Origin of the sequence: Vibrio splendidus, from assembly GCF_003345295.1 — a bacterium.
In the GTDB taxonomy this organism is placed as follows: Bacteria; Pseudomonadota; Gammaproteobacteria; order Enterobacterales; family Vibrionaceae; genus Vibrio; species Vibrio splendidus_K.
Genome location: NZ_CP031055.1, coordinates 3,433,018 through 3,458,302, shown reverse-complemented (window position 1 = coordinate 3,458,302; position 25,285 = coordinate 3,433,018). Strand labels below are relative to the sequence as shown.

Sequence of the window (25,285 nt, the reverse complement as noted above, 5' to 3'; positions counted from 1 at the left end):
CGTTTAAATCAAGTTGATATTAGGATATTGAAGCTTTAGGTCTTGAAAATGTCCATTTTGAAGATAATCAAAAACAAATTCATACATAAATGATTCCACTTTTTCTTTTTCTAATTTATTTTCGACAGCAGAAATAATATTATCCTTTAATGATTCTAATTCGCCATTATAATCGTATGTTATCCCTCTGTGAGAATAATATGCCTCACCTAAACAAACAACATTTACACCAAGTAATAGCGACTCAATACCAACAGCCGAGTTATTAAGAATAGAACAAGAGGATCCATTGATCATTCTATTTAGATCTACGTCATTCTGAAGTAAAACATCATCGTGCTTGGAAACTAAATCATAAATTCTTCGATCATACTTTCCTAGGTATTGTGGATGTTCTCTTATATAAAGACTATACCCGTTAGGTTTAACTTTAATTACGTCACTAACCATTTCGTAAAAGCATTTATAATGAGGTGAATGTTCAATTAACTGTGCATCGACGGGGACTTGGAGATAAAGTCCAATATAAGGTTCAATGTTATGCTCTACCTCTGCATGCTTTTCACTTTCCGACTTTTTTTTGTTTTTTATAGATAAACGTTTAAATTTCGGTTCAATATATCCTTTGAATAAATATTGTCCCAACCCTAAATCACTTGGGAGTATAAAAGTTAGTAACCTTGGTTGAAACATAAGTAACACCGTGAAAAACCTATAGACCTTATCGACTATTCCAAGCTTTTCAACAGACCAAAATTTTTCGTTTTTATTTTCAAAATCATTAATAAAGTTAAAAAGTGATTTGTACTTATCTTTATTAAGAGGTTTAAAACTAGGACAAAAACTAATATTAGCATTTACACCTTTGTAATCAATAATAGTTTTTCCGAAAGGCCCCTGTTCAAAATATATAATTTTCACACCATAAAATTTCGCTAAATGTATTATTATGGATGGAATCAGCCTTGACTCTCCAGAGACAATTAAAAAATCAAAGTTCTCATGCTTAAATAAATAATCAAAGTAATTTAAGTATTTTATTGCTACTTTCTTTAGCTTAGTATCTTCAGTTCTATCATAAAGTTCATAAGATTTTTTATTAAATGACATTAATTTTTCAACAAGCCCAAGATCATTTTCAAGAGAATAGCCACCCTCTACTTCTGGCACAAATGCTGCCATAACTGAGTGCCTATTATTCTTCCGCCAATACCTATGAGCACAAGGATACATGCTTACATTAAAAAATTCCGTTTCGTTGTGGGATTTAGATATATTATCTTCTAAGAAGGCAAAGTATCTTGCAAAATCATAGAAGTAAGTTACTGTGATTATTTTCATTTCTTAATATTCTCTATAATCTTCATAAATATAGGTTCACGAACTAAAAATAAGATCAACGGATATGACACTAATGAATATCCAGATATAAAAAACAAAAATTTAAATTCGTTTTCTATTATTAAGCTATTATGAATAATGATTATACTCAAAAAATATAACATGATAGCTATTATAGCTTTTTTCATCTTACTTAGCAGGTTTGAGAAAACTGGTAATTTTCTAGTCTTAATAATAATAATTTGATAAAGGAGAATCCCAGTTTCAGCTAAGACAGTACTATATGCGGCACCATTGTGCTTATATGTTGACGTAAGAATTAGATTAAGAACAATACAAATAATTGCACCCACAATTAAAGACTGAAGTACATATTTTTCTAAGTTACGAGCATATAGAACTTGCATACCAAGGAAGTTAGTTCCTATTGATATCATAACTAGAAGAGATAATATTTTTAATGTTTCACCAGCATCTACAAAATCCGCACCAGCAAATGAAAGAACAATTACATCAGCGAAAATAACTAAAAAACCTGCAATGGGCGTACATATTGAAAATATAAAAACAAATAAGTCAGTAAGTCGATTAAGATTAACCTTTTCGTTATCATCAGAACCTTGCCTAGCGGTGTCAGCAAAAAAAACCATAGTCACTGATGAAATTATCGCAACAACAACTCGAACAAGCCTAACGGCAGTACTATATAAACCAACGAAATAATTATTAGTTAAAAGCCCAAGGATCACACTATCTAATACCGTATATACGGTAGAGACTAGACGAGTGGATGAAAAGAACATTATTGACTTAATATGACGTTTGATATCTACATTAGAAAGTGTCAACTTTACGAATTTCCGAGACTCTAGAATATTGATAACATTAGCTAAACTCAACCCTAATACACTAATGAAAACATATTCATTTACATCATTTGGTTGTGATATTAGATTATATACCATAATCAAAGATACTAGTTTTACGATAAAGTTCCTAACCATCAATGTTTTGAACTTTTCAACTCCTTGAAATAACCAATCGATTTGAAAAAAACTAAATAACAAATTCAAGCCAGCCAAAATATATATATACAGATTCTCTCTAAATATATCGACATACAATATTAATGCTGTATATATCACAACTGAAATCAAGACTCCAATTGTATTTATTATAATAAGCTCACTAACCAAAAATGAGAGCTTAGCTTTGTCCTCTCTACACTTAGCAACTTCACGTATACCATATATTGGAATACCTAAAGACGCTATCGTCGCAAAGTAGGTACCTAAACTAATGGCTAAATTACCTAAACCAATATTATCAACACCAAGTACCCTTGCAACATGCGGATAAGTTAATAGTGGAAAAAGAACATTTAGTAGGTAGTAACAACCATTAAATAAAAGATTTTTCAACTTGTGAAGCTCAAATAAGTTATTGGAGGTCATTTCTTCAGTATTCCGACTAACTTATCATCATGTTTTACCAGCAGGGCACTTATTCTTCTATCATCCATCAACTCTAGGGCGACGCCCATCATTTCGGATTGATCTACATAATATGGCATCTTTGATACTATATTATTTGCAGTTAAATCAAAGACATTGCGCCCATAACTTTCCATAGCTCTTCTGATATCACCGTCTGTAATTATACCTAGCTTATCTTGGTTTTGAACAATACATATCCCTAGCATACCTTGAGAAATCATATTGACAACTTCTTGAAAACTTGAATCCTCCTCAACTATGGGTAAAGGAAAGGGGGTCATTTCATCTTTAACTCTACTTAAAAGCCTTTTCCCAAGTGCGCCTCCAGGATGAAACCTCGCAAAGTTTTCAGGTTTAAAATGGCGTTCTTCCATTAAAGCGACTGTTAAAGCATCCCCCATAACAAGTGCAGCGGTTGTTGATGATGTAGGAGCTAATTGAAGAAAGCATGCTTCTTTAGGTACAGAAATATCTAAGTGGCATTGAGAATTCTTCGCCAATGTTGACCCCGTACAACCAGTCATAGAAATGATAAAGTTACCATTATCACGCAAGAAAGGAATTAGCCTTAAGACTTCCTCCGTTTCGCCAGAATTCGAAATAGCAATAAAGACATCTTCTGGCTTCACCATACCTAGGTCACCGTGGAACGCTTCACCGGGGTGCATAAAAAAGCCAGCGGTCCCTGTACTTGCAAACGAAGCAGCAATTTTCTTTCCAATAATACCAGACTTACCCATGCCACAAATAATGGTACGCCCTTTCGTACTTAGAATTACTTCGACAGCTTCTTCAAAAGATTCTCCTAACTTTGTAGCCATGAACTCTAAACCGTTAATTTCTGTGCTGATAACTTCTCTAGCGCGATCAATTACTGACATATTAGCTTTCCATTATTAGTTTAATGTTGACATAATCTTGTACGGTATCAATACCGTGTGGCGGTGCCTGTTCAACAATCGTCGCGCCGATTGATAAGCCGTGACTCAAAGCTCGTAGCTGCTCAAGCTTTTCCATATTTTCTAGGATAGACTCTGAATATTGACAAAATTGTCGAAGAATCTTAACTGAGTAAGCATATATTCCAATATGACGATAAACTGATTCAATTGACGAGGGGTCATCACGGTTAAAAGGAATTGGTGAGCGAGAGAAATAAATCGCCCGCCCATTACTCCCCATAGCTACCTTGACAATACTGATGTTCATTACATCTTTGATAGATTGGATCGGTGACACTACAGTCGTAATGTCAAACATAGGTTTTTCATAAGTGAATGTAATGAGTTGCTGTATGAGTTGGCTAGGGATTAACGGTTCATCTCCCTGAACATTAATGATGAGTGTATCATCAAGCCAGTTTAGTTTACTCGCAACCTCATTTAATCTATCAGTACCACTGAGGTGCCCCACTGCAGTCATCACGCAAGGTATTGTCAACTCAATTGCTTTTGAATATATGCGCTCATCATCTGTTGCTACTACAATATCTTCGGATGGGACTCCTGCCTCAAAGACTCGTTGGAACACATGCCAAAAGATTGGTTTTCCACATAATTGAAGCAAGGGTTTTCCGGGGAGACGAGAAGAATTAAACCTAGCGGGTATCACAACTTTTACTACACTGCTCATTGCTCTACTCCTTTAAAATCATCTAAAGCAATTTTATCCAGTAGCGGTTGATATAATTCCTTTAACTCAAGTCCGCTTTGGCTAAGCAGTAACTGATCCACAAAATCTCTGACCATTCCAAAGCCACCTTTGTGTTCAGACACCCAATCAACTTGATCTAAGACCAGTTTATGAGCATCTTCTGGTGCGACAGATAAACCACATCTTTCCATAATAGGTAAATCCAGAACATCATCACCACAAAAAGCTATTTCATCTGACGCAATATTAAAACGAGTACAAATTTCATTCAGTTTAGGCAGCTTATTCTTACATCCAGTCTCGATAACATCAAAACCAAGCTGCTGGCAACGATTTGTTAAAGCAGGACTTGCTTTACCAGAAATAACTCCCGATTTAATCCCGTTCACTCGCAGCAGTTCAATCGCCAGCCCATCTTTTACATTAAATGCCTTAATGAATTCGCAGGACTCTGACATATAGATGGTCCCATCAGTCATTACACCATCAACATCAAGCAAAACCATTTTGATATTATTACAGACCTGTTTATCCAACATAATTAGACCAATTTAGATTCGATAAAAGCACGATGATGAACGACTTCATCAATCTCAAGTAAAGTCTCTAATAGCTCTTCCATATGTTTCAGTGGTAACATATTTGGGCCGTCACACAATGCTTTATCTGGATCCGGGTGAGTTTCCATGAACAAGCCATCAATACCAACGGCTACTGCTGCTCTTGCAATAGCCGGGACGTGGTAACGGTTACCGCCAGTTGAACCATTCAGTGTACCTGGCATTTGAACGCTATGGGTTGCATCCATTACAACCTTACACCCTGTTTCTTTCATGATCGTTAAACCTGGCATATAGTTAATTAGCTGACCAAAACCAAAGCTAGTACCACGATCACATAGCCATATGTCATCATTGCCAACAGCACGGCACTTTTCAACGACCGGAGCCATGTCTGATGGATGCATCCATTGACCTTTTTTAATATTTACAGGTTTCCCCATTGAAGCCACTCGCTGAATAAAGCCAGTTTGACGAACAAGGAAAGCTGGAGTTTGTAAAACATCAACGACTGAAGCAACCTCATCCAAAGGAGTATCATCATGGACATCTGTGATAATTCTCACACCCAACTGATCTTTGGCTTTTTCAAGAATTTTTAATCCTTCCTCAAGGCCTGGGCCAGCAAAAGCAGAAGCAGATGAACGGTTAGCTTTGGTAAAAGAGGACTTAGCAATATATTCAATACCAAGTTTGTTTGTAATTTCTTGTAATCTGCCAAATGTATCTAGAACCAATTGTTCAGATTCAATAACACAAGGACCTGCAATTAAGAACATGTCATCATCCATTAATTTGAGTAACTTTACACCTCAGCCATTTATAATTTTCTGAGATACGTTTTATTCATTTTGAGACACCCCGTTGCAGGCTATCCCTTATAAAACCTAGATTTTGCTATCTTTTTAAAAACCGCCCCAATAAGCCGCAAAAACAGTCTTTTTACAGCTAGTAGCCCTTTTTGAGTTGCTATTACTTGCTAACGAGCTGAATTTAGATATGCTACCGCCCTTAGGTTTGGCTCCTAAAGGCAATAGTGACAATTTGTTCGCTTTATGCGGTTGTCATACGTTTTTAAATACGCAGCGCATTCTAGCAAAGTAAGTGCATATTAACCAGTTTGAAATTCACTCTTTCTGGTCGAACATCTTACCAAGCATTTACCCAGCGAAAGCATTGTACGTCTTGCAGGTACTGAGTCCCTATGTAGTACCGATTTTCTTGTGCTGCGTCGCAGTAGCGCTTTTCTATATCAATGAAAATATTGCAGTTGCGGTACAAAGATACGAAGCTCGGGTTGTTGTTTACTACTAAGAGTTCTTTAATTTCAGTGCGTGTTAGCCCTTGTGGGTAGTGGTTAACAAGCAAGCCTAAGAACTCGCCGATGCGCCCTTCAACCCGTGCTACCTCTTTTGCTAAAATGGTTACCTTTTCTTCCGTTGTCAGTTTTTTTAGGCTGTTATCGTCCATGTTGCCCTCTCCCTAATTCTACTTTTCTCTCTTGACGTTTTTTGTCTGTGTTTTAGCTACTGATTTACTTTTTTGGCCGGCCTAAGCTTTTGGTTAGTCTGTTTCTTCAATTGAGCTGTGGGTTTACCTAAGTAGGCGCTTAACCTGTAAACAGGTGATGGTTACGGCTTAGAATCCGTGCCGGGCGATTTCGATTGAATTAGGGCCTTGATGCGCTCTTCAAACGGGTTAGTGGTGCTTTTGGCTTTGTAATCTGCGAGGGCCTGAGTGACCGGTGTGGTTTGTTTTGGTTCTAGCGATTTGCTTTCTGCTTGGTCATTTGGGATTGAGTGTGCGTGGTGTAGATCTACTGTCAGTTTATCTGTGTTTGTTGGCCCAGCAGCGGCTATTGAACCAAGGGCTTTGATCGAGTTGGCGGGCTTAACGGTTCTTTTTTGTTTAGACGCTTGGGTTGGCTTAGGGCCTCTTGTTTTCTTAAAAGCAGGCGTTAAACCTCGTTTGGTTTGGGCTTGAGCACTTCTTCTCAGCCAACCATTAACAAAGTGGCCAATGTGCTCAAAGGGTTTGCGCTTATCGGGGTTGATGTATAACCAAGCTTGCATAGCATGCAGCTCTTGCAGCACATCTAACTTTGGGTAGGTGCGTTTTAATATTTCGTAGAACTCATTATAAATCGGTGCGCAACCCTCCTTGGTGAGCAGGTCAATCACAGCTTCGTTCTTGGTTTTACTTTTGGGTTTGGAGGTGAAGGTGGAGGTGTCAGGTTCTTCAGAACTGTTTGGGGTATTAAGAGCATCGGCGCCATCTGAGATGCCGTTTTTCAAGTTCAACTCTGTTTTATGTTCTTTATGAAAGATTATGTGTGCCGGACGATCACTCTCCGTGTTGGATCTTGAGTCACCCTGGTGAGTGTCTGAATGGTCACTTATAGGCAGGTTTGGCGAGTTGGTATTGAAATTCGATTTATGTTGATCTGTTTTATTAATGTCTATTTTCTCGAGGCTTATTTCATCGAAGGCTGTTTCATCAAGACTGGCTTGATCCCTATCCGCTTGTTCCCTATCCACTTGATCTAGGTCGGTCTGTTCGTTTTGGTTTTGGTCTAGGTCTTTGTCTTCTTGGCAGAGATCTCTGTCGTTTTGATCTAGATCTCTGGTTGCTTGGTCTAGATCGGCCTGCTGAATGTGGCTGTCGCTGGGTAGGCGTAGCTGATATATATTGCTGCGCTGGCGCCCTAAATCGTCAAACCGCTTTATCCGCTTCACAAACCCTTGCCTTTCTAGCTCGTTAACGTGCCGTTTAACGGTTCTTACCGACACTTCACAATATTGCGCTAAGTAATTTAAGGATGGAAAACACACGCCACGTGCGTCTGCGTTATCGGCCAATTTTAATAACACCAATTTACTAATTGGCGATCCGGTTTTTAATGGGATGAAAGAAAGAATTAGGGAAACACACATGAATAACGCTCCTTGTTAATGGGTCTATCTATTTGCCTGGTTCTCGCTATAAAGGCTCATAGATATGCATAACCATTGATACAAAGGGCATTAACAACACTTTTTGGTGCTTTGGGGGCGAAGGTGAGGCGAGATAAAAAGTAACAAAAAGTGTTTTTCCTATGCCCTCTCACTGTTATGCAACAAGAACACTACTTAGGATGATTACCTTCGAAGCACCTCTCACTTTTTTGTGTTCCTCCATTTTCACATTATTGCCGCCAACCCCAATCAAGATTCTTGAAGTACATTGATCTCCCCATACAGCAATAAGGTGCTTAATGAAGGCGATAGTTTCTCTTTTTATTTCAGCGTACCAACCCGGACTGACGAGCATCGAATGCCGACCTTATTCCCTCAACCAGTCGCGCCAACCACTGTTGTGTGATGACAAATATTGCGACGAGCACAGTGAAGCTGGGGGTTATAAAAACAAGGTTTATGACGATTGGCCTAATGAAGAACTAGACCGCTCCGAAAATGACAGTCTTGGAGGCCTATATTTTGAAGGTGATTGTTTTGAAGACCTGCACTTTGAAGATGCTTGTTTCGAAAGCCGGCACCTTGAAGATCCCAGTTATGAGGATACTTGTTGGATGATCAGCCGAGCACGACGTAGGCAGCCACTGGGTTATTACGTGATGTATTTACGTTATGTCAGCCACCACTCTGGCTATGCAAAAACGGTCGCCGCCAGTTTACGACAACACATCGCACTGCACTGCACTGCACTGCACTGCACCCTAATTTAAAAGAATCGTTATCCACGTCTTTAATCACTTGGTTACAACAACACGAGGATTTATTTTGTCAAACACTCCACCAGCAACTGATCGAGTTCCACACTAGCCATTAGAAGCGCCTGCTTTACAAGAGCCGACCTGTTTGCAAGAGCGAGCTAGCGCGGAAGAGCGAAGTCCTTCGTTAGAGCCTTGTTTCTCACTCGCGCCCTATTCCTTCAGTCTCGTTTCGGTTTTACTCCGTTTACCTCATTGCCCGGCATTCTCATTTATTACGGTGCATTGCAGCGCCACGCCACCACAGCAAGATGTAGACGTAGCCGAGATTCGTCGATGGCATAAAAAGAGAGGCTGGCGCGATGTGGGGTATCACTTTGTCATTCGTCGCAATGGCGATGTCGAACTTGGTAGGCCACTGTCACAAACCGGCGCGCATGTGAAAGGACACAACAAGGGCAATATTGGAATTTGTATGGTAGGTGGCTGTAATGCCGAGCTGCAACCGGAAGATAACTTCACACTTGCGCAGCGCAAGGCGCTGTTTGGTTTGATGGCGGCCTTGCAAGAGCAGTTCTTGATTTCAGATGAGAATGTTAAGGGGCATAAGGATTGGGGGGTAAATAAGGCGTGTCCGGTTGTGGCTTTAAGAGCTTAAGAGCAGATACGGGATGCGAATGAACGAGATGCGAAAAGCAGGAGAGCGGAAAAGCAGAGATGAAGAGCGAGAGGGTTATACAGTCCAAAGGCTATATATGCGGTCAAAGCCAATCAATAAACCAAGGAGCAGTATGACATTGTTCGGGAGAATATTCGGGAGCCAGTCTTCCATTAGCAAAGGGTTAGATGCACTCACCAACACAGGAGATGCGATGTTTTTTACTAATGAAGAAAAAGCGAAGCACAAGCTGGCACTGCTTAAAGCGTATGAACCTTTTAAGTTGGTACAACGCTACATTGTGTTGTTGTTCACCATTCCTTATGTGGCACTGCATGTGATGGTGATTCTGGGTTGTATGCACGGCTACGATTGGAAACCGTTGGGGGAAATGACCAATGAAGCGTTTGGTTATCCGGTGTTAGCGGCAATTGGATTGTATTTAACGGGAGGGGTTATAAAGAAGTAGATACGAGTAACGAGTAAACGGGATGCGAAGAGCTAAAAGAGCAGATGCGGGTATCGGGTAAACGGGATGCGAAAAGCTAGAGAGCAGATGCGAGTAACGGGTAAACGAGATGCGAAGAGCTAAAAGAGTAGATACGAGTAACGAGTAAACGGGATGCGAAGAGCTAAAAGAGCAGATGAGGGTAACGGGTAAACGGGATGCGAAGAGCATAAAAGCAGGTACGGGTAGCGAGTAAACAGGATGCGAAGAGCTTAAGAGCAGATACGGGTAGCGGGTAAACGAGTAACGAACAGATGAAGAGCGGATTCGAGTGGCGCTTTTCGAATCTCGTATCTGCCTTTCTGCTCTTCGTTTACCCGATTACTCGCATCTCGTTACTGCTCTTTAGCTTTACTTCTTGTCGCTCGAATATGCGTAGTTGTAGTAACCGTAGCCATACGAACTTGATGCTTTCTTCTCGATGGCGTTGAAGATAACGCCTTTCACTTCGATGCCAGATTGTTCGAAGCGGTTACGAGCGACGTCGATCTCTTTAATGGTGTTTTGGCCGTAACGAGCAACCATTAATGTGGTACCCGCAAAGGCACCCACAATGCTTGGGTCGGTTACAGCGAGTACTGGCGGGGTATCGACAATCACCAAGTCATACTCTTTTGATGCCCATTCCATTAGCTCTGCAAAGCGTGGGTGCATCAGCAACTCAGATGGGTTAGGTGGCACTTGGCCGCGAGTAATAATGTCGAGGTTTTCTACTGGTGTTGCTTTTACTGATTGAGCGAACTCTTGTTTGCCACTCAATACATCAGAAAGTCCGTTGTCCCAGTTCACACCAAAGCTTTGTTGTAAGTAACCTTTACGCATATCGGCATCAATCAACAGCACTTTTTGGCCAGTTTTTGCGGCTACTGCGGCAAAGTTGGTCGAGATGAATGATTTACCAATACCCGGCGCTGGGCCAGAGATCATCAAGACGTTATTTTTCGCTTCTAGCATCGCAAAGTGCAAACTGGTACGAAGGCCACGCAGTGCTTCAACAGAAAGATCAGCAGGGTTCGATTCGGCAAGCAGTGCTTGAGTCCCCTTGGTTTGCTGCTTCTTCGATTTAAAGCGGTTGGTTAGCTCAATCTGTAAATCAGATTTTGGTACCGCGGCGTAAACCGGCAGGCCAATTTGTTCAATTTGGTCTGGGCTTTCCACACCACGGTGGAACGCCGCTTTAACCAATACAAACGCGACACTTAACATGCCACCCAATAGCGTTGCTAACACAACAATCAGTGGCTTCTTAGGTTTAACGGCGCGAGCATAAGATTGAGCGTCATCTAAGATACGAACGTTACCGACCGTGCCCGCTTTAATAATGCTTAGCTCTTGAACCTTGTTTAATAACTGGATGTAGATTTGTTGGTTTACTTCAACATCACGTGTCATACGCAGTACTTCACGTTGGGTTTTCGGTAGTTTTTGTACTTGCTTGTTTAGGCGCTCTTTTTCACCTAATAGCGTTTTACGTTTATCAAGCAGGGCTTTGTATGCTGGGTGATCTTTAGTAAAGCGTTGGCTGATTTCGCTCTCTTTAAACGTCAGCTCATTCAATTGCGCTTCAAGCTCTACCATTACCTTCAAGGTTGATTGTGCTTCTAAGCCCAAGTCGATCGATTCGTTCTTTTGGCGGTAATTGTTTAGTACGTCTTCATAGCCAGTTAGCTCAGATTTGATACCCGGAAGGTGACTCTCTAAAAACTCTAGGCTCTTCTCTGCTTCTGCTGAGTTACGCTTCACGTTTTGTAAGAAGTAAATTTGACTAATGTGGTTAAGGATCTCAGAAATCTGCTGTTTGTTTTCGCCTTCAAAGCTCAGCTTCAAAATGCCAGTTTGCTTGCCTTGCTCAGACAAAGACAAAGAAGCCTTTAGCCATTCGATCGCTTCTAGTCGGCTTTGTTTACCAATAGAGAATTCGAAACCATTGTGTGATTCAAAACCTGCCACAAACAAGCTGTAGTCATCAGAAGTTGCTAGCTCGCCCACTTTGCCTTGCAAGATAACGCGCTCATCGTCACGCACCAGTTGGTAAGTGCCTTGCTCGGCATCAACAATCTGAATCGTATGTGCGTATTCGCTCGCATAGCTTGGCAAGGTAAAACGGCTCACCACAATGTGGTTGATGTCACCGGTTAAACGAGCAAAGCCTTTACCGACGATGGGTGCATAGTTTGGAGAGGTTACGGTGGTTAAATTGAATTTATCAACGGTTTCGCCCAAGATCATACGCGATTTGATGATCTCCACTTCTGTCGTTGCAGAAGACTCCTGAGAGAACAACTCCCCCATGTCACCAACCATTGATGAAATACCGCCAGAGCTCTTCTCTTCAATTTGGATCAGTGCATCGGCTTTGTATATCGGTGTTGAAAGCAGGGCAAACGCAATACCAAACACAGCAAAAGCAAATGTGGTGAGCATGATTAGCCATTTAGCATCTAATAAGATGCCAAGCAGTTTTCCTAAATCTATCTCATCAGAGTTATCTGTGTGTGATTGCTGAGATGGTTGTGTTGTCATCAGATTGCTACTTCCTAAATTATTGCTATTTAAGAGACGATATATACGCTCCGCGTACTTCTCTTTTATATGATTCTGTTGCTGGCTTAGCCACGCCTACGTGTAGAGCATGACATTTAAAAAGCTGTCTATTTAAAATCTACTGCATCTAAAATCTACTGCATTTAAACCTACAGTTTTTTTACCCAAGCCAGTGCGGCTTCGTCAATCAACTTATAAGCATATTCAAACGCTTCACGGCTTTGACGGTGCGGATCTGGAATGTCTTTTTGGCCAATCCACTGACCAAACAGCATGGTTTTACCACGCGCTTCCGGTGAAATTTGAGTGAGCGCCTCCATATGACCCTTCTCCATCACCAATATCAAATCATACTGAGCACAAAGCTGTGGTGTAACTTGCTGCGACTGATGATTATCAACATCGACACCATTTTCAGCGGCAATTAAAATCGCAGTGTCGTCTGCTGGCTTACCAATTAAACGGCTTTTCTCAGCAGCGATGCCAGCAGAGGCTACCTCTTTGTTCGGTAGCAATTTTTGAAGAACGCGCTCTCCAGTCGGGGAACGACAAATGTTACCTACACAGACCACTAAAATTTTATTAAACATAATTGTCTCTAATTGTATTGGGCCTACAAGCATAAAAAAATCAGGTCACACGCAACATGCAACCTGATTATCAATCTGACTAATTACCAATTACGAACGCGCAACATGCCTTCGGTTAGGTCGTTGAAGCCAGAAATGGTCGGTACAAGCTGACCAATAACACGGTTCCAGCGGCTGATTGGCGCGGCGGTAACGTAAACAATATCGTAAGGTTTTAAATCAAACTCGGTGCCAATGACTAGGGCTGAGGCGTCTTCCATATTCAGTTGGTAGATATCCGCCATACGTTCTGATTTATCATCCGAAGTACGAATCACAAACACACCTGTCGCATCTGCAGTCAGTTGGTTGATGCCACCTACGTTGCTGAGTGCTTCGGTTAGGCTCATCCCCACTCTATCAATCTTGAGTAGTTGAGGATCGTTCACCTCACCCATCACGAACACTTTTTGGTTGTCGTTACGAGGCACGTGAACAATATCACCCGCTTGCAGCAAGCGGTTTTGGGTTAGGTCACCACGTTGCATTAAACCATAAAGCGAAAGGTTTTCTTCCACGCCATTGCGGGTTAAAGAAACATTACGCCAATCCGCATCTTCAGATAAACCGCCCGAACGGTTCACGGCATCCAGTAACGTTAAAGGGATGTTGGTGATTGGCTGCTGGCCAGGTTTAGACACTTCACCAGTAATATAAGTTTTCTTAGAGCGGAAAGCCGCTACGTTCACATCAACTTGAGGACTTTCGATGTACTTTGCTAAGCGATTTGCAATATCAGTACGCACTTCACGTACCGTTTTGCCTGCCACTTCGACGGTACCAATGTACGGATAGAAAATGGTGCCATCGGCATGAACCCAGTTACCCGCTTCTGTGCTGCTACGGTAAGAACCCGCCGGTATGGTCAGCTCTGGATGATCCCAGATCGTGATGTTTAAGATATCACCGACACCCACTTGGTATTCATACTTTGCGATGTCTACGTCGAGTTCAGGGTTGGCTTGTGACACCGACAATGTACTGGTTTGGTAAGTCGATACTAACTGTGCAGTCAACGGATAAACATTCACCACTTCAGAAATATCAGACTCTTGTTGTTCCTCAGAAGGCTGAATCACATTCTTACCACCGGTAGACAGGTGAGTACCTGGAGTCGTACACCCTACAAGCAATGCAGGTATAAGCGCGAAAAGGAGACGATTTTTATTGATCTTCATGTTTACCAAGTCATAGAAACGGAATGTGTTGTGATACCCCAAAGGACACCCAAAGGAAGTTAAGCGAGTAATTTTATCAGCTACACAGCTTCAAATAGAGCTGAAGTGGAGAAATAACAAGATCCAGCTCTCATTTGGCATCGAAAAATCGAGACGCTACCGCCCTTTGATCGTCCGCGACACCACACTGCGTAGTCAATACCAAACGCAGCAAAAACTATGCTTGCATCCGGTCATTTTAATCCGTAAACATTATCCACAATTTGTGTTTATTATCAACCTAGTTGAATGGTTTAGGAGCAGATAAGAGCAGTATCGAGATGCGGGTAAGCGAGTATCGAAGAGCTCAAGAGCAGACGAGAGATTCGAGTGAACGAGATGCGAAAAGATGAGAGTAGATGAGAGTAGCGAGATACGAGTAAACGAAGAGCAAGAGCCCAAAAAGAGCCAACACATGAGATGTTGGCTCTTAATTTTAGATGTTACGCTAAATTATTTTACTGCTTCTAAATATTTTAGGTAAGCATTGCGTAAGCGCTGTCTGTTTTCATAGTAGTAACTAGCACCGATGCGGTTACGGTTGAAGTACTGCCTTTCAATATTGTGCTGTAAGCCAGTATCGACGCCCAAGCCTTCGCCTATATTGTTGTGACTATCACCAACACGAGTTTGAAGTGCGTAAACAAACTGGTCGATACCACGCAATTGAACGTAGTCAGGGCTCATATCACGCCATAGTGTCAGCGGAATCGCGATAGAAAGAGTCACAAAATCTTCAGCTTCACTGCTACCGACTGCTTTGGTGGTTTGGTATGAAGCATCAACTCTCACATCACCCAGCCAATGACTGGTGGTCACGCGTACCCCTTCATCGCCTTTCCAAAACTGACCAGCTTGCACTTTACCTTGCCAATTCCAATCAGGCCTTGAGTAGGTGTAGTGACCAATCATCGGGGTCGCATCTAAGATAGCCTTCCCTCTTGAGTCGTACTTATCTTGAGCAGAAAAGTTAGCGAATTCAGACCCTAGAATATGTCGGCCACTATTGCTTGTATACTGTGTTTCGTTCACAAAGCCTAAGAAGTTTCCGTAAACTTGTCCGAATGAGAATTGAGTCGTGAGGTTGTAAGGCAATTGGAATGCTTGGTGGAAAAGAATCCTATCGACTTCATTTTCAAAGGCATTGTCACCCCAAATTTCGCCGTCTTCGAAGTCGTCACTCTCTGCCAGTGGCATGACGTGTCGAACATCCAACGCAGCGCCCTTCCAAAGAGGTGTATACAGGTTAGTGGCAAGCGCTAAAGAGTAGTCAAATACACCGTATTCTGTGGCGGTATTGTGATACAAGGCTGGAGAAACAATCACCTGCGTACGACCAAAGCCAGAACGAGCCACCTCTTTATCAAAGTTCGCTTTTGCATAACTCTTTTTCACATCAGAAGTACGCACAAGAAGGGTTTTGCAAGGTTCACCCGTTTTTACAAATTCACGGTAACATGGCGCACTGGTGATCATTTCCATCATCGGAATGTCATTCACCAAGTTAAACAAGCGAATGTTTTGTTGTTGGTAATTTTTAACCCCGAGGTCTTGCAGCATCCCTTCACCCACGTAGGAAGATATGATACCCAGAGCAACACCAACACCATCGACTTGGTTACGATTATAGCGTCTGTTTTCCAGAGCAACGTTTAAACCAATATCATCCGCAGAAATTCTAACGTTAAGAAAGCCTTCATCAACCAGTGCTTTTTTAAGTTGAACCATACCGGCAAATTTATGATGCGCTTGTTCTACTGCGATCTTGTCTTCTAGGGTTAACTCATTCACTCGGCGAGACTCAGAGAATCCCATTAAGGGGGTTGATGCCGCCACCGACCAAATGTCTATATCGGCATTACCACTGGTATAAAACTGGTATTGGAAAGATAACTGAGTATCAAGTGGCAAATAGTTTTCTGGTGTAAACACCTTCAAGCCAGCATTAAATTGGTGGGAGTCGTGCTCTGCAATCAGCTGAACAAAATCCAGTGGCTGATATTCTAAACTGGCAAAAGGCCCGTTCAGAACGCCATGGCTCACTTCTGATTTACCGTAACCGGCACTAAACCTTGCTGGGACAAAGTCAGGCTCAAAATCAGCTACCGCGTAGTAGGTTTCAAAGTTGCTGGCCGCGCCACCTAAATCTTGAACACCGATGGCAAAATCAAACCCAGTCCAATCTTTAACGAAAGGAAGCTGGTATTTAAACGATGCCGACAAATCACGAATACCGTTGCCACAATTCGGGTTGTAGTTCGGTACATTTGGGTAAAGGTGACAATCGTAAGTTTTGGTGACAATTCGACCCGCAGCCTCAAACCCATCGAATAAACCAACGCTAAATAATATGTTATCTAACTCACTGGTTTTTCCCCTATATGGCACGCCTTGGCCATAAAGGTAAGAGATGTCTCCAGTGTCCATCACTTGAGCATTAGGCACAATGATTGCGCCGGTATAACTTTGGGACGACATCAAGTTATCGACGGCGTAGACATTAGAAGCGATAGCTAATGCGCCAAGAGATGCTATGAGAGATGTATTTTTAGAATAACTGAGTATTTTCATTGGGATACAATAGGTTTTAACCGTATTTGACAGTGACTATTTTTGTTAGTGACTACGTTTAATGGTGACAGAGCTTGATAGTAACAGCATGTAAAAAAGGCACCGTGTGGTGCCTTTATAATTGATGCTTAAATTAGCCGCCAGTACCACCGCCGTTACCGCCACCGCCAGTACCGCCAGTACCACCAGTACCACCAGTTGGTGGGTTAGTGCCATCATCTGGGTTTGGAACAGGAACTGCTGGTTTTTCTGCTGAAGGTGGAATAACGACAGGAGCTGTTGGGTCAGCCACAACATCTTCAATGAACGTCGGATCTTCAGTTAGATCCAAGAAAACTGTATCACCACCAGGAGCTTTAGGGTAGTCAGGGTAGCTTGCAATCACTTCTTTTGTAATTGAATCCGTCGCTGCAGCCAGTTCATTAGCTGTTGCGTTAGGGCTTACCACAAGTACGTCTGATAATACCGCTGCTGTTGCTGAAACTAGGCTAGCTTCAGATGCAGGAAGAGTCTTAATCACCTCTTCAGTACGACGTAAGAAGTCAGCAACACTAGTAACGCTAGCGTTGTTCAACAAATTACCCAAACCAAGGTCGTTCAAGATTTGAATACCTGTTGCTTCGTTATAAACAGCACCACCTAGTTCCTTCTCAATCAGGGTTGAGATTGGAGAAGAGGTGATGAGGTCATCGAGATTCGCTAGGCCTTTAGGAAACTTGTAGCTCACCTTGCTCATGTCTTTGCCGTTAGAAACATCTTTGGCGCCTGGTGTTGCGTTATATGTAAACGCACAAGTTTCAGGCTTGTTAAAAACGGTAAGCTCGGTTACTTCAGAAACACCATAAAAGTTAGTTGCCTTTAAAGTGCCCGTTGTTCCATCATCACAGCTGAATGTGCCTTTCATACCCATAACTGCAGGGTCGAAAGCCATGATGTTACGGTACGCTTGTTCCGGTGGCACGCTGTTGTTGTTGTCACTGCCACAACCACCAAGGATTGCACCAACGACTGATAACGCTAAAATTTTATATTTCACAATTTATCCCTAAAAATGATTAAAAGCTGTGCGACAAAGCAACATTAAACGAGTCGATATCGACGCCACCAATATCTTGATATAGCTGGTATTCAATACCGACTTTCATTGCCGACGTAATCGAGTATTCAGTACCAAAAGCAATCGTTGGAGTCACACCAGAATCATCAGACTCAACACCTGCACCGTTTGCTTTCCAGTCATAAATGGCGATGCCACCTTTTGCGTATAGCGCTAAGCTATCAGTTACATTTCCAGAGGCTTTAAGCACCACATCAAAGCTGCTTGCTTCGTAGCTGCCACCTGCAATGTCTTTAAGATCATACTCACCAAGGTAGTTATAACCACCTTCGATGGCTAGTGTATCTACGATATGATAACCAACAAACAGACCGTAAGATGTGTCTGAGTCATCAATAGCCGTGCGGCTCTCTACTAATGGTGCAAAGTTATCGGCAGTTACATTACCAACTTTAGCGCCTACGTATAAATTATCAGCTCCAACAGCTGCTGTTGATAGTAACAACAAAGGTGAAACCCTAACTAACCACTGCATTTTCATATAATTATATCTTCCATATTTAAAACTGAACTGAGGCTGATTTTCCTAGCAAATCTAAGCGATAGTCTAATCAGTTTTTGTATGAAAGCCCAAAAAGCAGACACTCATACACGCCATTCCGTACCAAAATCACTGACGTAATTGCACAATATTGAGTGCTAGAAGCTAGAAGCTAAAAATAGCTCAATACTGTACTTTTGAATTTCGCCAGATTTCTCAATGTTGTTTAACAAGTACAAAGAACTTAAGAGTAGCTTGCTTATTATGTTGCAAGCGAGCAGCTAGCATAATCTTTTCGTATGACATTACAAAAATGGTACTCAGAAGATACCAACACAAGAAGATTGCTGCTTTGCTTTCAATATCCAACCAAGACCATCTAATCAATGATAGATAGCCTAAAAAGGAATTACTCTGATTAAACAACTAATTGAACAACATGATAGGTAATAACCGCTATCAAGTAAATGTATAATTAGTAAACGCACCACAGCGATTCAAAAAAACGTCAGGATTGCGTCAGAAAGGGGTAAAAAGATGAATGGATGAAAATTAAACGCGGTCGCCCGAGCCTTTACTTAATACTGTTTGAATGATGTATTGGAAGTACAATTTAGTATTCAACGTGTTAATCATGCGTTGATCCCACTCCGCGAGTTTTTCGGTGTCGACATGTCGATATCATCATAAGACAAGAAGGTATGCCTAATTAAAAGCTCTACGAATAGCTTTTAATTAGGCATAACCTAGCAGGGAAGAAATAGAACCTTTTTGGAACAACTCAAGCCCCCGCACGTTTACCTAAGACTGTAGTGGCCAAGTTAAGTACGATACAGCAGTCTGACGAGGTTATACCTCTGCGCACCCCCACTCTGGGAAATGTTTACGCACATAAGCATTCAGATCTTTCTCAGATTGAGAGTACACCCGAACTTTTTCTGTTTTCTCACCGGATATGGAGGAAATCATACCAGCACCTACAGTCACGTTGTTGTGGCGGTCAATTACAATGAATGAACCTGTTTGTGGTAGTGTTTGGTAAGTATCAACAGCGATCTTGTCCGTCAATACAATCTCAGACAAAGCAATCTCGTTAAGGTCTAACGTTTCACTCTCTTCAGCGTTCTGTTCTAATGTATTGACATCAATTTTATGAGGGATGCCCGTCACTTTACCTATACAAGATTTGGTCGCAAATTTAAATATGTACTCTTTGTGCGTACGCATTGGGTTCTCACCCATCCACACTACGTTAGCATTTATTTTATTCGTAACTTTAGGCTCGTGACCGTTATGCACGAGCATATCACCACGTGACACATCAATTTCATCTTCAAGAGTAAGTGTAATAGCTTGGCCGGGGCGTGCGGTATCCAACTCACCATCAAAGGTGTAAATGGATTTTACACGTGAGCTCTTGCCTGACGGTAGTACCGTCACTTCATCACCAACTTGAACGAGGCCTGAAGCTAACGTACCACAGAAACCGCGGAAATTAAGGTTGGGCCGATTCACGTATTGCACAGGGAAACGCATGTGCTCTAAGTCTTTATCTTGATCAATTTTAACGGTTTCAAGCAGCTTCATCAGCGTTGCACCTGGATACCAATCCATCGCTTCACTTGGTGTCACCACGTTGTCTCCGTTAAGGGCTGAAATCGGCACAAAACGGATATCATCGATGTTGAAGTTCTTCGCCATTTCGCGGTAATCGGCTTTAATCTTCTTATACACATCTTGACTGTATTCCATCAAGTCCATCTTGTTGATGGCTACAATGATGTGTTTAATACCCAGCAAACTACAGATGTAACTATGGCGACGAGTTTGCGTTTGAATGCCGTAACGAGCATCCACCATGACAATCGCTAAATCACAGGTAGAGGCACCTGTCACCATGTTACGAGTGTACTGCTCGTGCCCTGGAGTATCAGCGATGATGAACTTACGTTTGTCCGTTGAGAAGTAACGGTATGCTACATCGATAGTAATGCCCTGCTCTCGCTCTGATTGCAGACCATCAACTAAAAGAGCCAAATCGAAATCGCCATCGGTGGTGTTGAACTTCTGAGAGTCTTTCTCAATCGCCGCCATTTGATCTTCGTAAATCAATTTTGAATCGTAAAGCAAACGACCAATCAATGTAGATTTACCATCATCAACGTTACCACAAGTTAAAAAACGTAATAAATCTTTGTTTTCATGGACTTTAAGATACGCTTCGATGTCCGTTGCGATTAGCTCTGAGCTGTGAGACATATCGTTCTCCTAATCTTCTTTTTCAGGCTTCAATGCCCTGTATAATTGGGTTGTCTACTCGAATGCTTTGCACTCTAGAGTATGGGAGCTTTAGCTCCACATTGCAGAAAGTAGCTATGTACCTTCCGCAATTACATTTCATTTAATGAGCATAATACGCTGACAACGTGTTGATGAACTTCTGCTTGTCATCTAGCGTTAACGCGTTAATGCCTGCAGCTGCTTTACGACCGCCACCAGTTGGAAACGATGAGCAGATGTCATCCGCACCCACACGGTTGCTCAATGGTGCACGCACGCTCACCGTGTAATCTTGCTCGCTCGCGTTTAGAGTTAATACTGCATGCGCTAAATCAGGGCTTTGATTTGCAAGCTCGTTGCCAAACACACCACTAATGCGCCTTGCCCACGCTTCACACGGTAATTCAAATACTTTACATTGTGTGTCCGAGTGAACCGATTTAATGCTCAGCACTTGGTTACGGTCTAGCTCATAGCCTTTTTTCAGCGTGTGGTACGGCGAGCTCTCATCATCGAGTAGCGATAACGGGTCAACGTAGGCTGTCAATTGTTGATACAGGTCTGCCGGGGCAATGTGCAAATCATTCAGCGCTGCGCCATAACCGTTATAGTTAATCAGAGTGCCCAGATCTTTTAAGAACTTGGTCTCCGATTCGGTTAAGCCAATCTCTTGTGCTAGCTTATTGGCTGAAGCAAACAGGTTGTCACCAAACGCGGCCGCAACGGCCCATTTAGCGAACTGTCCGCCTAGGCGATTATTAACCAGTAAACTGGTGCACACTTCTGCATCCAAATTAATTAGTGCATCTAGGTTGTCTGACTGTGGTATATCGCCGCTACGGTGATGATCGCAATAAAACACTTTCACGTTGTTTTGCAAAAGCACTTCCAGTTCTGGTAGGTTTTTCTCCATGGAGATATCCAGCGCCGTCACTGATTCAGCTTGGTCAATATCCACTTGCTTCAGCAGTTGAATGTCACGCTTCACGCCGGTAACCAATATAGATTCTTTGGGCTCTGCGAATCTCAGTTGCAACAAGGCAATGATGCCATCAGCATCACCGTTAAATACGTCATAATGCATTAAGCATGCTCTCCTAGTTGTAGATAGCCTTTCTTCTCAAGTTCAGCTACGACAAAATCCGCGCAAGCTTCAATAGATAGCTCTGCAGTATGCAGATGGATTTCAGGATTCACCGGTGCTTGGTATTCTGAGTCGATGCCTGTGAAGTGTTTAATCTCACCGGCACGTGCTTTCTTGTAGAGCCCTTTAGGGTCGCGTGCTTCACACACCTCTAGCGGGGTATCGACAAACACTTCAAGAAATTCACCTTCAGTTACCAATTCACGCACTTGTTGGCGATCAGAAACAAACGGCGAGATAAACGCAGTTAACACAATATTGCCCGCATCAACAAACAGCTTAGCTACCTCACCAATGCGGCGGATGTTTTCAATGCGGTCAGCATCAGAGAAACCTAGATCTTTGTTAAGGCCATGGCGCACATTATCGCCATCAAGCAGATAACTGTGCTTGCCCATTTGCAGCAGTTTACTTTCCACTGCATTGGCGACGGTAGATTTACCGGAACCACTTAAACCAGTGAACCAAAGTATTACTGGCTTTTGCCCTTTTTGAGCCACTCGATCTTGATGGGTCACCGTTGAGTTATGCCACACGACATCGTCACTCACCGAGTCATTGTTTTTACGTTGGTATGGAGTCGTCATAACAGTTTAGAAATACCCTTCGCGTTTCTTCTTCTCCATTGAGCCTGAAGAATCATGATCAATGGCACGGCCTTGGCGTTCAGACGTTGTGGTTAGTAGCATCTCTTGGATAATTTCTGGCAGCGTCGCGGCTTTAGACTCTACCGCCCCGGTTAATGGGTAGCAGCCAAGCGTACGGAAACGAACCATCTTCTCTTCAATAACTTCGCCTTCTTTGAGCTCCATACGCTCATCGTCTTTCATTATGAGCATGCCGTCACGCTTAATTACTGGACGTTTTGCCGCTAGGTATAGTCCTGGAATTTCAATGTTCTCTAGGTAGATGTATTGCCAGATATCCAGCTCAGTCCAGTTTGATAGAGGGAACACTCGAATGCTCTCGCCTTTATTTACTTTACCGTTATACACATTCCATAGCTCAGGGCGTTGATTTTTTGGGTCCCAGCGGTGATGTTCATCGCGGAAGGAATATACACGCTCTTTGGCTCGAGACTTTTCTTCATCACGACGTGCACCACCAAATGCTGCGTCAAAACCATGCTTGTCTAGAGCTTGCTTCAAGCCTTGGGTTTTCATGATGTCAGTATGTACAGAGCTGCCATGGACAAATGGGCTAATGTCCATCTCTACCCCTTCAGGGTTTTGATGCACAATCAACTTCATACCCACTTTTTCCGCCATATAGTCACGAAACTGAATCATTTCTTTGAACTTCCACGTGGTATCTACGTGCATTAACGGGAACGGAGGCGTCGCTGGCGCAAATGCTTTTTGCGCTAGGTGGAGCATCACCGAAGAATCTTTACCGACAGAATATAGCATTACCGGGTTATCAAACTCAGCGGCAACCTCACGCATGATATGAACAGATTCAGCTTCTAGTTGCTTTAGATGAGTCATACGCTCTGGAGAAATATTCATTTCAAAGAAGTCCTTAAATTACAATCCAATAAAGGCAGGAATTGCGGTTAACACAATCACGCCATAAAGCAGGCACATCGGCACACCTACTTTCACAAAATCTTGCAGATTATACTGACCCGCATTAAACACCATCAGGTTAGTTTGGTAACCATACGGGCTAATAAAACTGGCACTGGCGCCAAACGCTACTGCAAGTATATATGCTTGGGGGTTTGCAGATAAACTCGAAGCCAATTCAACTCCAATAGGAAGTACGAGTGCTGCAGCCGCATTATTAGTGACTAACTCTGTCATCATCCATGCCAATACATAAACAACAATCAAGCCCGTCAGTGGAGTAAACAAATAGTCATATGAATGAACCATTGTTTCTACCCCACGCAAAGCACCACTATTCGTTAAAGCCTGAGACAAAAGCAGGGCTGAGGATATAATCAACCAAATATTTTTAGGCAAACGCTGCAGAACCTCATTAGCCGTTAAACACCCTGACAACAATAGTACACCTAATAATATCAGCATCACTTTAAAAAGAGACACAATACCTAACGCCGCCAATAAGATAGAACCGAGAAAACCAACAACAGTCAGCTTTTCTCTCCAGCCACCTAAGCACTGATCCGTTTCGACTTCGCTCAATAAGTAAAAATTCTTACGGATATTATTTCTAGAATAGTGATCGTTTCCCACTGCAAGTACTAAGTAATCACCGGCCTCAAGCGTCACCTCGCCAAGCTTGCCCGATAGCGCCACCCCATCGCGTTTAATCGCAACGACAGCAGCATCAAACAAAGCACGAAAACCTGAATATTTAAGTGTTTTCCCTATCAAATTACTTTCCGGTTTAATGACCACTTCAGAAAGGTTATCAAGGGGTAAGCCGCTATTACTCGCGAACAAAGAAAGGCCATTGAACTCCCTTAATATCGTTACCTTCTTCACGTCACCACTAAACAACAAGCGATCATTGGGTGCAATAATCTCCTGAGGAGTAACAGGCGATATCAAGCGCCCCTCTCTCAATATTTCAACCAAAAATAAAGACTCTAAATGTCGAAGACCATTTTGTTCTACAGACTTTCCGATTAGATCTGAATCTGAAGCGACTTCAGTATCGATAATATAGTCACGAATCTGAACTTGGCTTTTATCGTACTCTGGCAATAATGGGCTTAATGCAAACAAAAGCGCCCCACAACCCACTACCAAACATAAGCCCACAACGGTAAAGTCGAAAAACCTCAAACTAGGCAAACCTGAGTCGATAACCAAACTATTGACGATTAAGTTAGTGGACGTTCCAACTAAGGTTAAGGTTCCACCCAGTATGGCTGCATAAGAAAGAGGGATAAGTAGTTTACTGGCTTTGTGGTGCGGGTTGTTGCGGATCGGTGCCAACATAGTGGAAACGACCGCAGTATTGTTCAATATCGCTGAAGAAAAAGTGGTTAAGCTGAATAACCTGAGCAAGGTGAGACTATAATTAGGTCCAATAACATAGTTGGTAACTACTCTTAGTAGCTTCGTTTTCTCTAATGCTACAGAGCAAATAATCAACAGCATCAAAGTTAATAAACCCATATTTGAAAAGCTTTGGATAACCTGCTCTGTCGTAACAAGAGAGCTGGTAAAAAGCACTAACAACAATACACCAAACACTCTATCAGACTGCGATTGAAAGCGTATCAAGCCGCAAATTGTTGCAACGAACAAGCCAAGTACCTGAACAGCAGGATTCATTAACCAATCAAGCAAAACCAATGCTCCAAATAAACAAACTAAGGTATGAGAAGATAAACACCAAAGAGAACAGCCTATCAGGTGACGTTATAGGCTTAAGTATAGTGACACCATCAAATAGGGAAA

Annotated in this window: 21 protein-coding genes and 2 pseudogenes; 3 read left to right on the top strand and 20 right to left on the bottom strand. The window is 42.2% G+C overall.

Features of this window, described 5'->3' with window-relative positions; all coding sequences use genetic code 11:
• Positions 1-3 precede the first annotated feature (3 nt).
• The 8 genes from DUN60_RS15610 to DUN60_RS15575 all read right to left on the bottom strand — a co-directional run bounded on the left by DUN60_RS15610 (position 4) and on the right by DUN60_RS15575 (position 7,983).
• Positions 4-1,182: a capsular polysaccharide export protein, LipB/KpsS family gene (locus tag DUN60_RS15610; RefSeq protein ID WP_162808225.1), complete on the bottom strand. Its 1,179-nt coding sequence runs from the start codon at positions 1,180-1,182 to the stop codon at positions 4-6.
• 155 nt (positions 1,183-1,337) lie between these two features.
• Positions 1,338-2,795 carry a flippase gene (locus DUN60_RS15605; RefSeq protein WP_114634262.1) on the bottom strand — a complete coding sequence of 486 codons (1,458 nt, stop codon included), beginning with the start codon at positions 2,793-2,795 and terminating at the stop codon, positions 1,338-1,340.
• Positions 2,792-3,718 carry a KpsF/GutQ family sugar-phosphate isomerase gene (locus tag DUN60_RS15600; protein ID WP_114634261.1) on the bottom strand — a complete coding sequence of 309 codons (927 nt, stop codon included), beginning with the start codon at positions 3,716-3,718 and terminating at the stop codon, positions 2,792-2,794. Before DUN60_RS15600 ends, DUN60_RS15605 begins: the two co-directional genes overlap by 4 nt.
• Position 3,719: 1 nt before the next feature.
• Positions 3,720-4,469 carry a 3-deoxy-manno-octulosonate cytidylyltransferase gene (gene kdsB / locus DUN60_RS15595; protein ID WP_114634260.1) on the bottom strand — a complete coding sequence of 250 codons (750 nt, stop codon included), beginning with the start codon at positions 4,467-4,469 and terminating at the stop codon, positions 3,720-3,722.
• A complete protein-coding gene (locus DUN60_RS15590; RefSeq protein ID WP_114634259.1) occupies positions 4,466-5,029 on the bottom strand; it encodes a KdsC family phosphatase in 564 nt (187 codons plus the stop codon). The genes kdsB and DUN60_RS15590 overlap by 4 nt, the downstream gene beginning before the upstream one ends.
• Positions 5,030-5,031: 2 nt before the next feature.
• Complete coding sequence (gene kdsA / locus DUN60_RS15585) at positions 5,032-5,829, bottom strand: 3-deoxy-8-phosphooctulonate synthase (protein WP_114634258.1); 798 nt, start codon at positions 5,827-5,829, stop codon at positions 5,032-5,034.
• Positions 5,830-6,199: 370 nt separating this feature from the next.
• A complete protein-coding gene (locus DUN60_RS15580; RefSeq protein WP_114634257.1) occupies positions 6,200-6,520 on the bottom strand; it encodes a hypothetical protein in 321 nt (106 codons plus the stop codon).
• 161 nt (positions 6,521-6,681) lie between these two features.
• Positions 6,682-7,983 carry a helix-turn-helix domain-containing protein gene (locus DUN60_RS15575; RefSeq protein ID WP_114634256.1) on the bottom strand — a complete coding sequence of 434 codons (1,302 nt, stop codon included), beginning with the start codon at positions 7,981-7,983 and terminating at the stop codon, positions 6,682-6,684.
• 320 nt (positions 7,984-8,303) lie between these two features.
• Between DUN60_RS15575 and DUN60_RS15570 the strand changes: the two are divergent.
• From DUN60_RS15570 to DUN60_RS15560, 3 genes and pseudogenes are all read left to right on the top strand, one after another.
• Positions 8,304-8,878: pseudogene (locus DUN60_RS15570) on the top strand (hypothetical protein).
• 29 nt (positions 8,879-8,907) lie between these two features.
• Positions 8,908-9,417 carry an N-acetylmuramoyl-L-alanine amidase gene (locus tag DUN60_RS15565; RefSeq protein WP_114634255.1) on the top strand — a complete coding sequence of 170 codons (510 nt, stop codon included), beginning with the start codon at positions 8,908-8,910 and terminating at the stop codon, positions 9,415-9,417.
• Positions 9,418-9,550: 133 nt separating this feature from the next.
• Entirely contained in the window at positions 9,551-9,886 is a 336-nt protein-coding gene (locus tag DUN60_RS15560; RefSeq protein WP_114634328.1) for a hypothetical protein, read from the top strand.
• Between the two features lie 390 nt (positions 9,887-10,276).
• Here DUN60_RS15560 and DUN60_RS15555 read toward each other — a convergent pair whose 3' ends face one another.
• The 12 genes and pseudogenes from DUN60_RS15555 to DUN60_RS15500 all read right to left on the bottom strand — a co-directional run bounded on the left by DUN60_RS15555 (position 10,277) and on the right by DUN60_RS15500 (position 25,174).
• Positions 10,277-12,448, bottom strand: a complete 2,172-nt coding sequence (locus tag DUN60_RS15555; RefSeq protein ID WP_114634254.1) for a polysaccharide biosynthesis tyrosine autokinase — start codon at positions 12,446-12,448, stop codon at positions 10,277-10,279.
• Positions 12,449-12,618: 170 nt separating this feature from the next.
• Positions 12,619-13,059 carry a low molecular weight protein-tyrosine-phosphatase gene (locus DUN60_RS15550; RefSeq protein ID WP_114634253.1) on the bottom strand — a complete coding sequence of 147 codons (441 nt, stop codon included), beginning with the start codon at positions 13,057-13,059 and terminating at the stop codon, positions 12,619-12,621.
• Between the two features lie 83 nt (positions 13,060-13,142).
• Positions 13,143-14,276 (bottom strand): polysaccharide export protein, encoded by a 1,134-nt coding sequence (locus DUN60_RS15545; RefSeq protein WP_114634252.1) that lies wholly within the window; start codon positions 14,274-14,276, stop codon positions 13,143-13,145.
• Positions 14,277-14,768: 492 nt separating this feature from the next.
• Entirely contained in the window at positions 14,769-16,886 is a 2,118-nt protein-coding gene (locus DUN60_RS15540) for a YjbH domain-containing protein (protein ID WP_114634251.1), read from the bottom strand.
• Positions 16,887-17,019: 133 nt separating this feature from the next.
• Entirely contained in the window at positions 17,020-17,922 is a 903-nt protein-coding gene (locus tag DUN60_RS15535; protein ID WP_114634250.1) for a serine/threonine protein kinase, read from the bottom strand.
• Between the two features lie 19 nt (positions 17,923-17,941).
• Complete coding sequence (locus DUN60_RS15530; RefSeq protein ID WP_235451173.1) at positions 17,942-18,451, bottom strand: outer membrane beta-barrel protein; 510 nt, start codon at positions 18,449-18,451, stop codon at positions 17,942-17,944.
• A gap of 585 nt (positions 18,452-19,036) precedes the next feature.
• A pseudogene (locus DUN60_RS15525) lies at positions 19,037-19,170 on the bottom strand (sugar transferase); the annotation flags it as partial.
• Positions 19,171-19,333: 163 nt separating this feature from the next.
• The gene (gene cysN / locus DUN60_RS15520) at positions 19,334-20,743 is read right to left on the bottom strand and encodes a sulfate adenylyltransferase subunit CysN (protein ID WP_114634248.1); all 1,410 of its coding nucleotides are present in this window, start codon (positions 20,741-20,743) and stop codon (positions 19,334-19,336) included.
• A gap of 142 nt (positions 20,744-20,885) precedes the next feature.
• Positions 20,886-21,848 (bottom strand): DHH family phosphoesterase, encoded by a 963-nt coding sequence (locus tag DUN60_RS15515; RefSeq protein WP_114634247.1) that lies wholly within the window; start codon positions 21,846-21,848, stop codon positions 20,886-20,888.
• Positions 21,848-22,495, bottom strand: a complete 648-nt coding sequence (gene cysC, locus DUN60_RS15510) for an adenylyl-sulfate kinase (protein ID WP_114634246.1) — start codon at positions 22,493-22,495, stop codon at positions 21,848-21,850. The genes DUN60_RS15515 and cysC overlap by 1 nt, the downstream gene beginning before the upstream one ends.
• Before the next feature lie 6 nt (positions 22,496-22,501).
• The gene (gene cysD / locus DUN60_RS15505) at positions 22,502-23,416 is read right to left on the bottom strand and encodes a sulfate adenylyltransferase subunit CysD (protein ID WP_114634245.1); all 915 of its coding nucleotides are present in this window, start codon (positions 23,414-23,416) and stop codon (positions 22,502-22,504) included.
• 18 nt (positions 23,417-23,434) lie between these two features.
• Positions 23,435-25,174: an SLC13 family permease gene (locus DUN60_RS15500; RefSeq protein WP_171309012.1), complete on the bottom strand. Its 1,740-nt coding sequence runs from the start codon at positions 25,172-25,174 to the stop codon at positions 23,435-23,437.
• Between the last annotated feature and the right edge of the window lie 111 nt (positions 25,175-25,285).

Bases quoted from the DNA above. Each gene is read 5' to 3' on its own strand.
- DUN60_RS15610 (WP_162808225.1), bottom strand. From the start codon at position 1,182: ATGGCAGCATTTGTGCCAGAAGTAGAGGGTGGCTATTCTCTTGAAAAT.
- DUN60_RS15605 (WP_114634262.1), bottom strand. From the start codon at position 2,795: ATGACCTCCAATAACTTATTTGAGCTTCACAAGTTGAAAAATCTTTTA.
- DUN60_RS15600 (WP_114634261.1), bottom strand. From the start codon at position 3,718: ATGTCAGTAATTGATCGCGCTAGAGAAGTTATCAGCACAGAAATTAAC.
- kdsB (WP_114634260.1), bottom strand. From the start codon at position 4,469: ATGAGCAGTGTAGTAAAAGTTGTGATACCCGCTAGGTTTAATTCTTCT.
- DUN60_RS15590 (WP_114634259.1), bottom strand. From the start codon at position 5,029: ATGTTGGATAAACAGGTCTGTAATAATATCAAAATGGTTTTGCTTGAT.
- kdsA (WP_114634258.1), bottom strand. From the start codon at position 5,829: ATGTTCTTAATTGCAGGTCCTTGTGTTATTGAATCTGAACAATTGGTT.
- DUN60_RS15580 (WP_114634257.1), bottom strand. From the start codon at position 6,520: ATGGACGATAACAGCCTAAAAAAACTGACAACGGAAGAAAAGGTAACC.
- DUN60_RS15575 (WP_114634256.1), bottom strand. From the start codon at position 7,983: ATGTGTGTTTCCCTAATTCTTTCTTTCATCCCATTAAAAACCGGATCG.
- DUN60_RS15560 (WP_114634328.1), top strand. From the start codon at position 9,551: ATGACATTGTTCGGGAGAATATTCGGGAGCCAGTCTTCCATTAGCAAA.
- DUN60_RS15555 (WP_114634254.1), bottom strand. From the start codon at position 12,448: ATGACAACACAACCATCTCAGCAATCACACACAGATAACTCTGATGAG.
- DUN60_RS15550 (WP_114634253.1), bottom strand. From the start codon at position 13,059: ATGTTTAATAAAATTTTAGTGGTCTGTGTAGGTAACATTTGTCGTTCC.
- DUN60_RS15545 (WP_114634252.1), bottom strand. From the start codon at position 14,276: ATGAAGATCAATAAAAATCGTCTCCTTTTCGCGCTTATACCTGCATTG.
- DUN60_RS15540 (WP_114634251.1), bottom strand. From the start codon at position 16,886: ATGAAAATACTCAGTTATTCTAAAAATACATCTCTCATAGCATCTCTT.
- cysN (WP_114634248.1), bottom strand. From the start codon at position 20,743: ATGTCTCACAGCTCAGAGCTAATCGCAACGGACATCGAAGCGTATCTT.
- DUN60_RS15515 (WP_114634247.1), bottom strand. From the start codon at position 21,848: ATGCATTATGACGTATTTAACGGTGATGCTGATGGCATCATTGCCTTG.
- cysC (WP_114634246.1), bottom strand. From the start codon at position 22,495: ATGACGACTCCATACCAACGTAAAAACAATGACTCGGTGAGTGACGAT.
- cysD (WP_114634245.1), bottom strand. From the start codon at position 23,416: ATGAATATTTCTCCAGAGCGTATGACTCATCTAAAGCAACTAGAAGCT.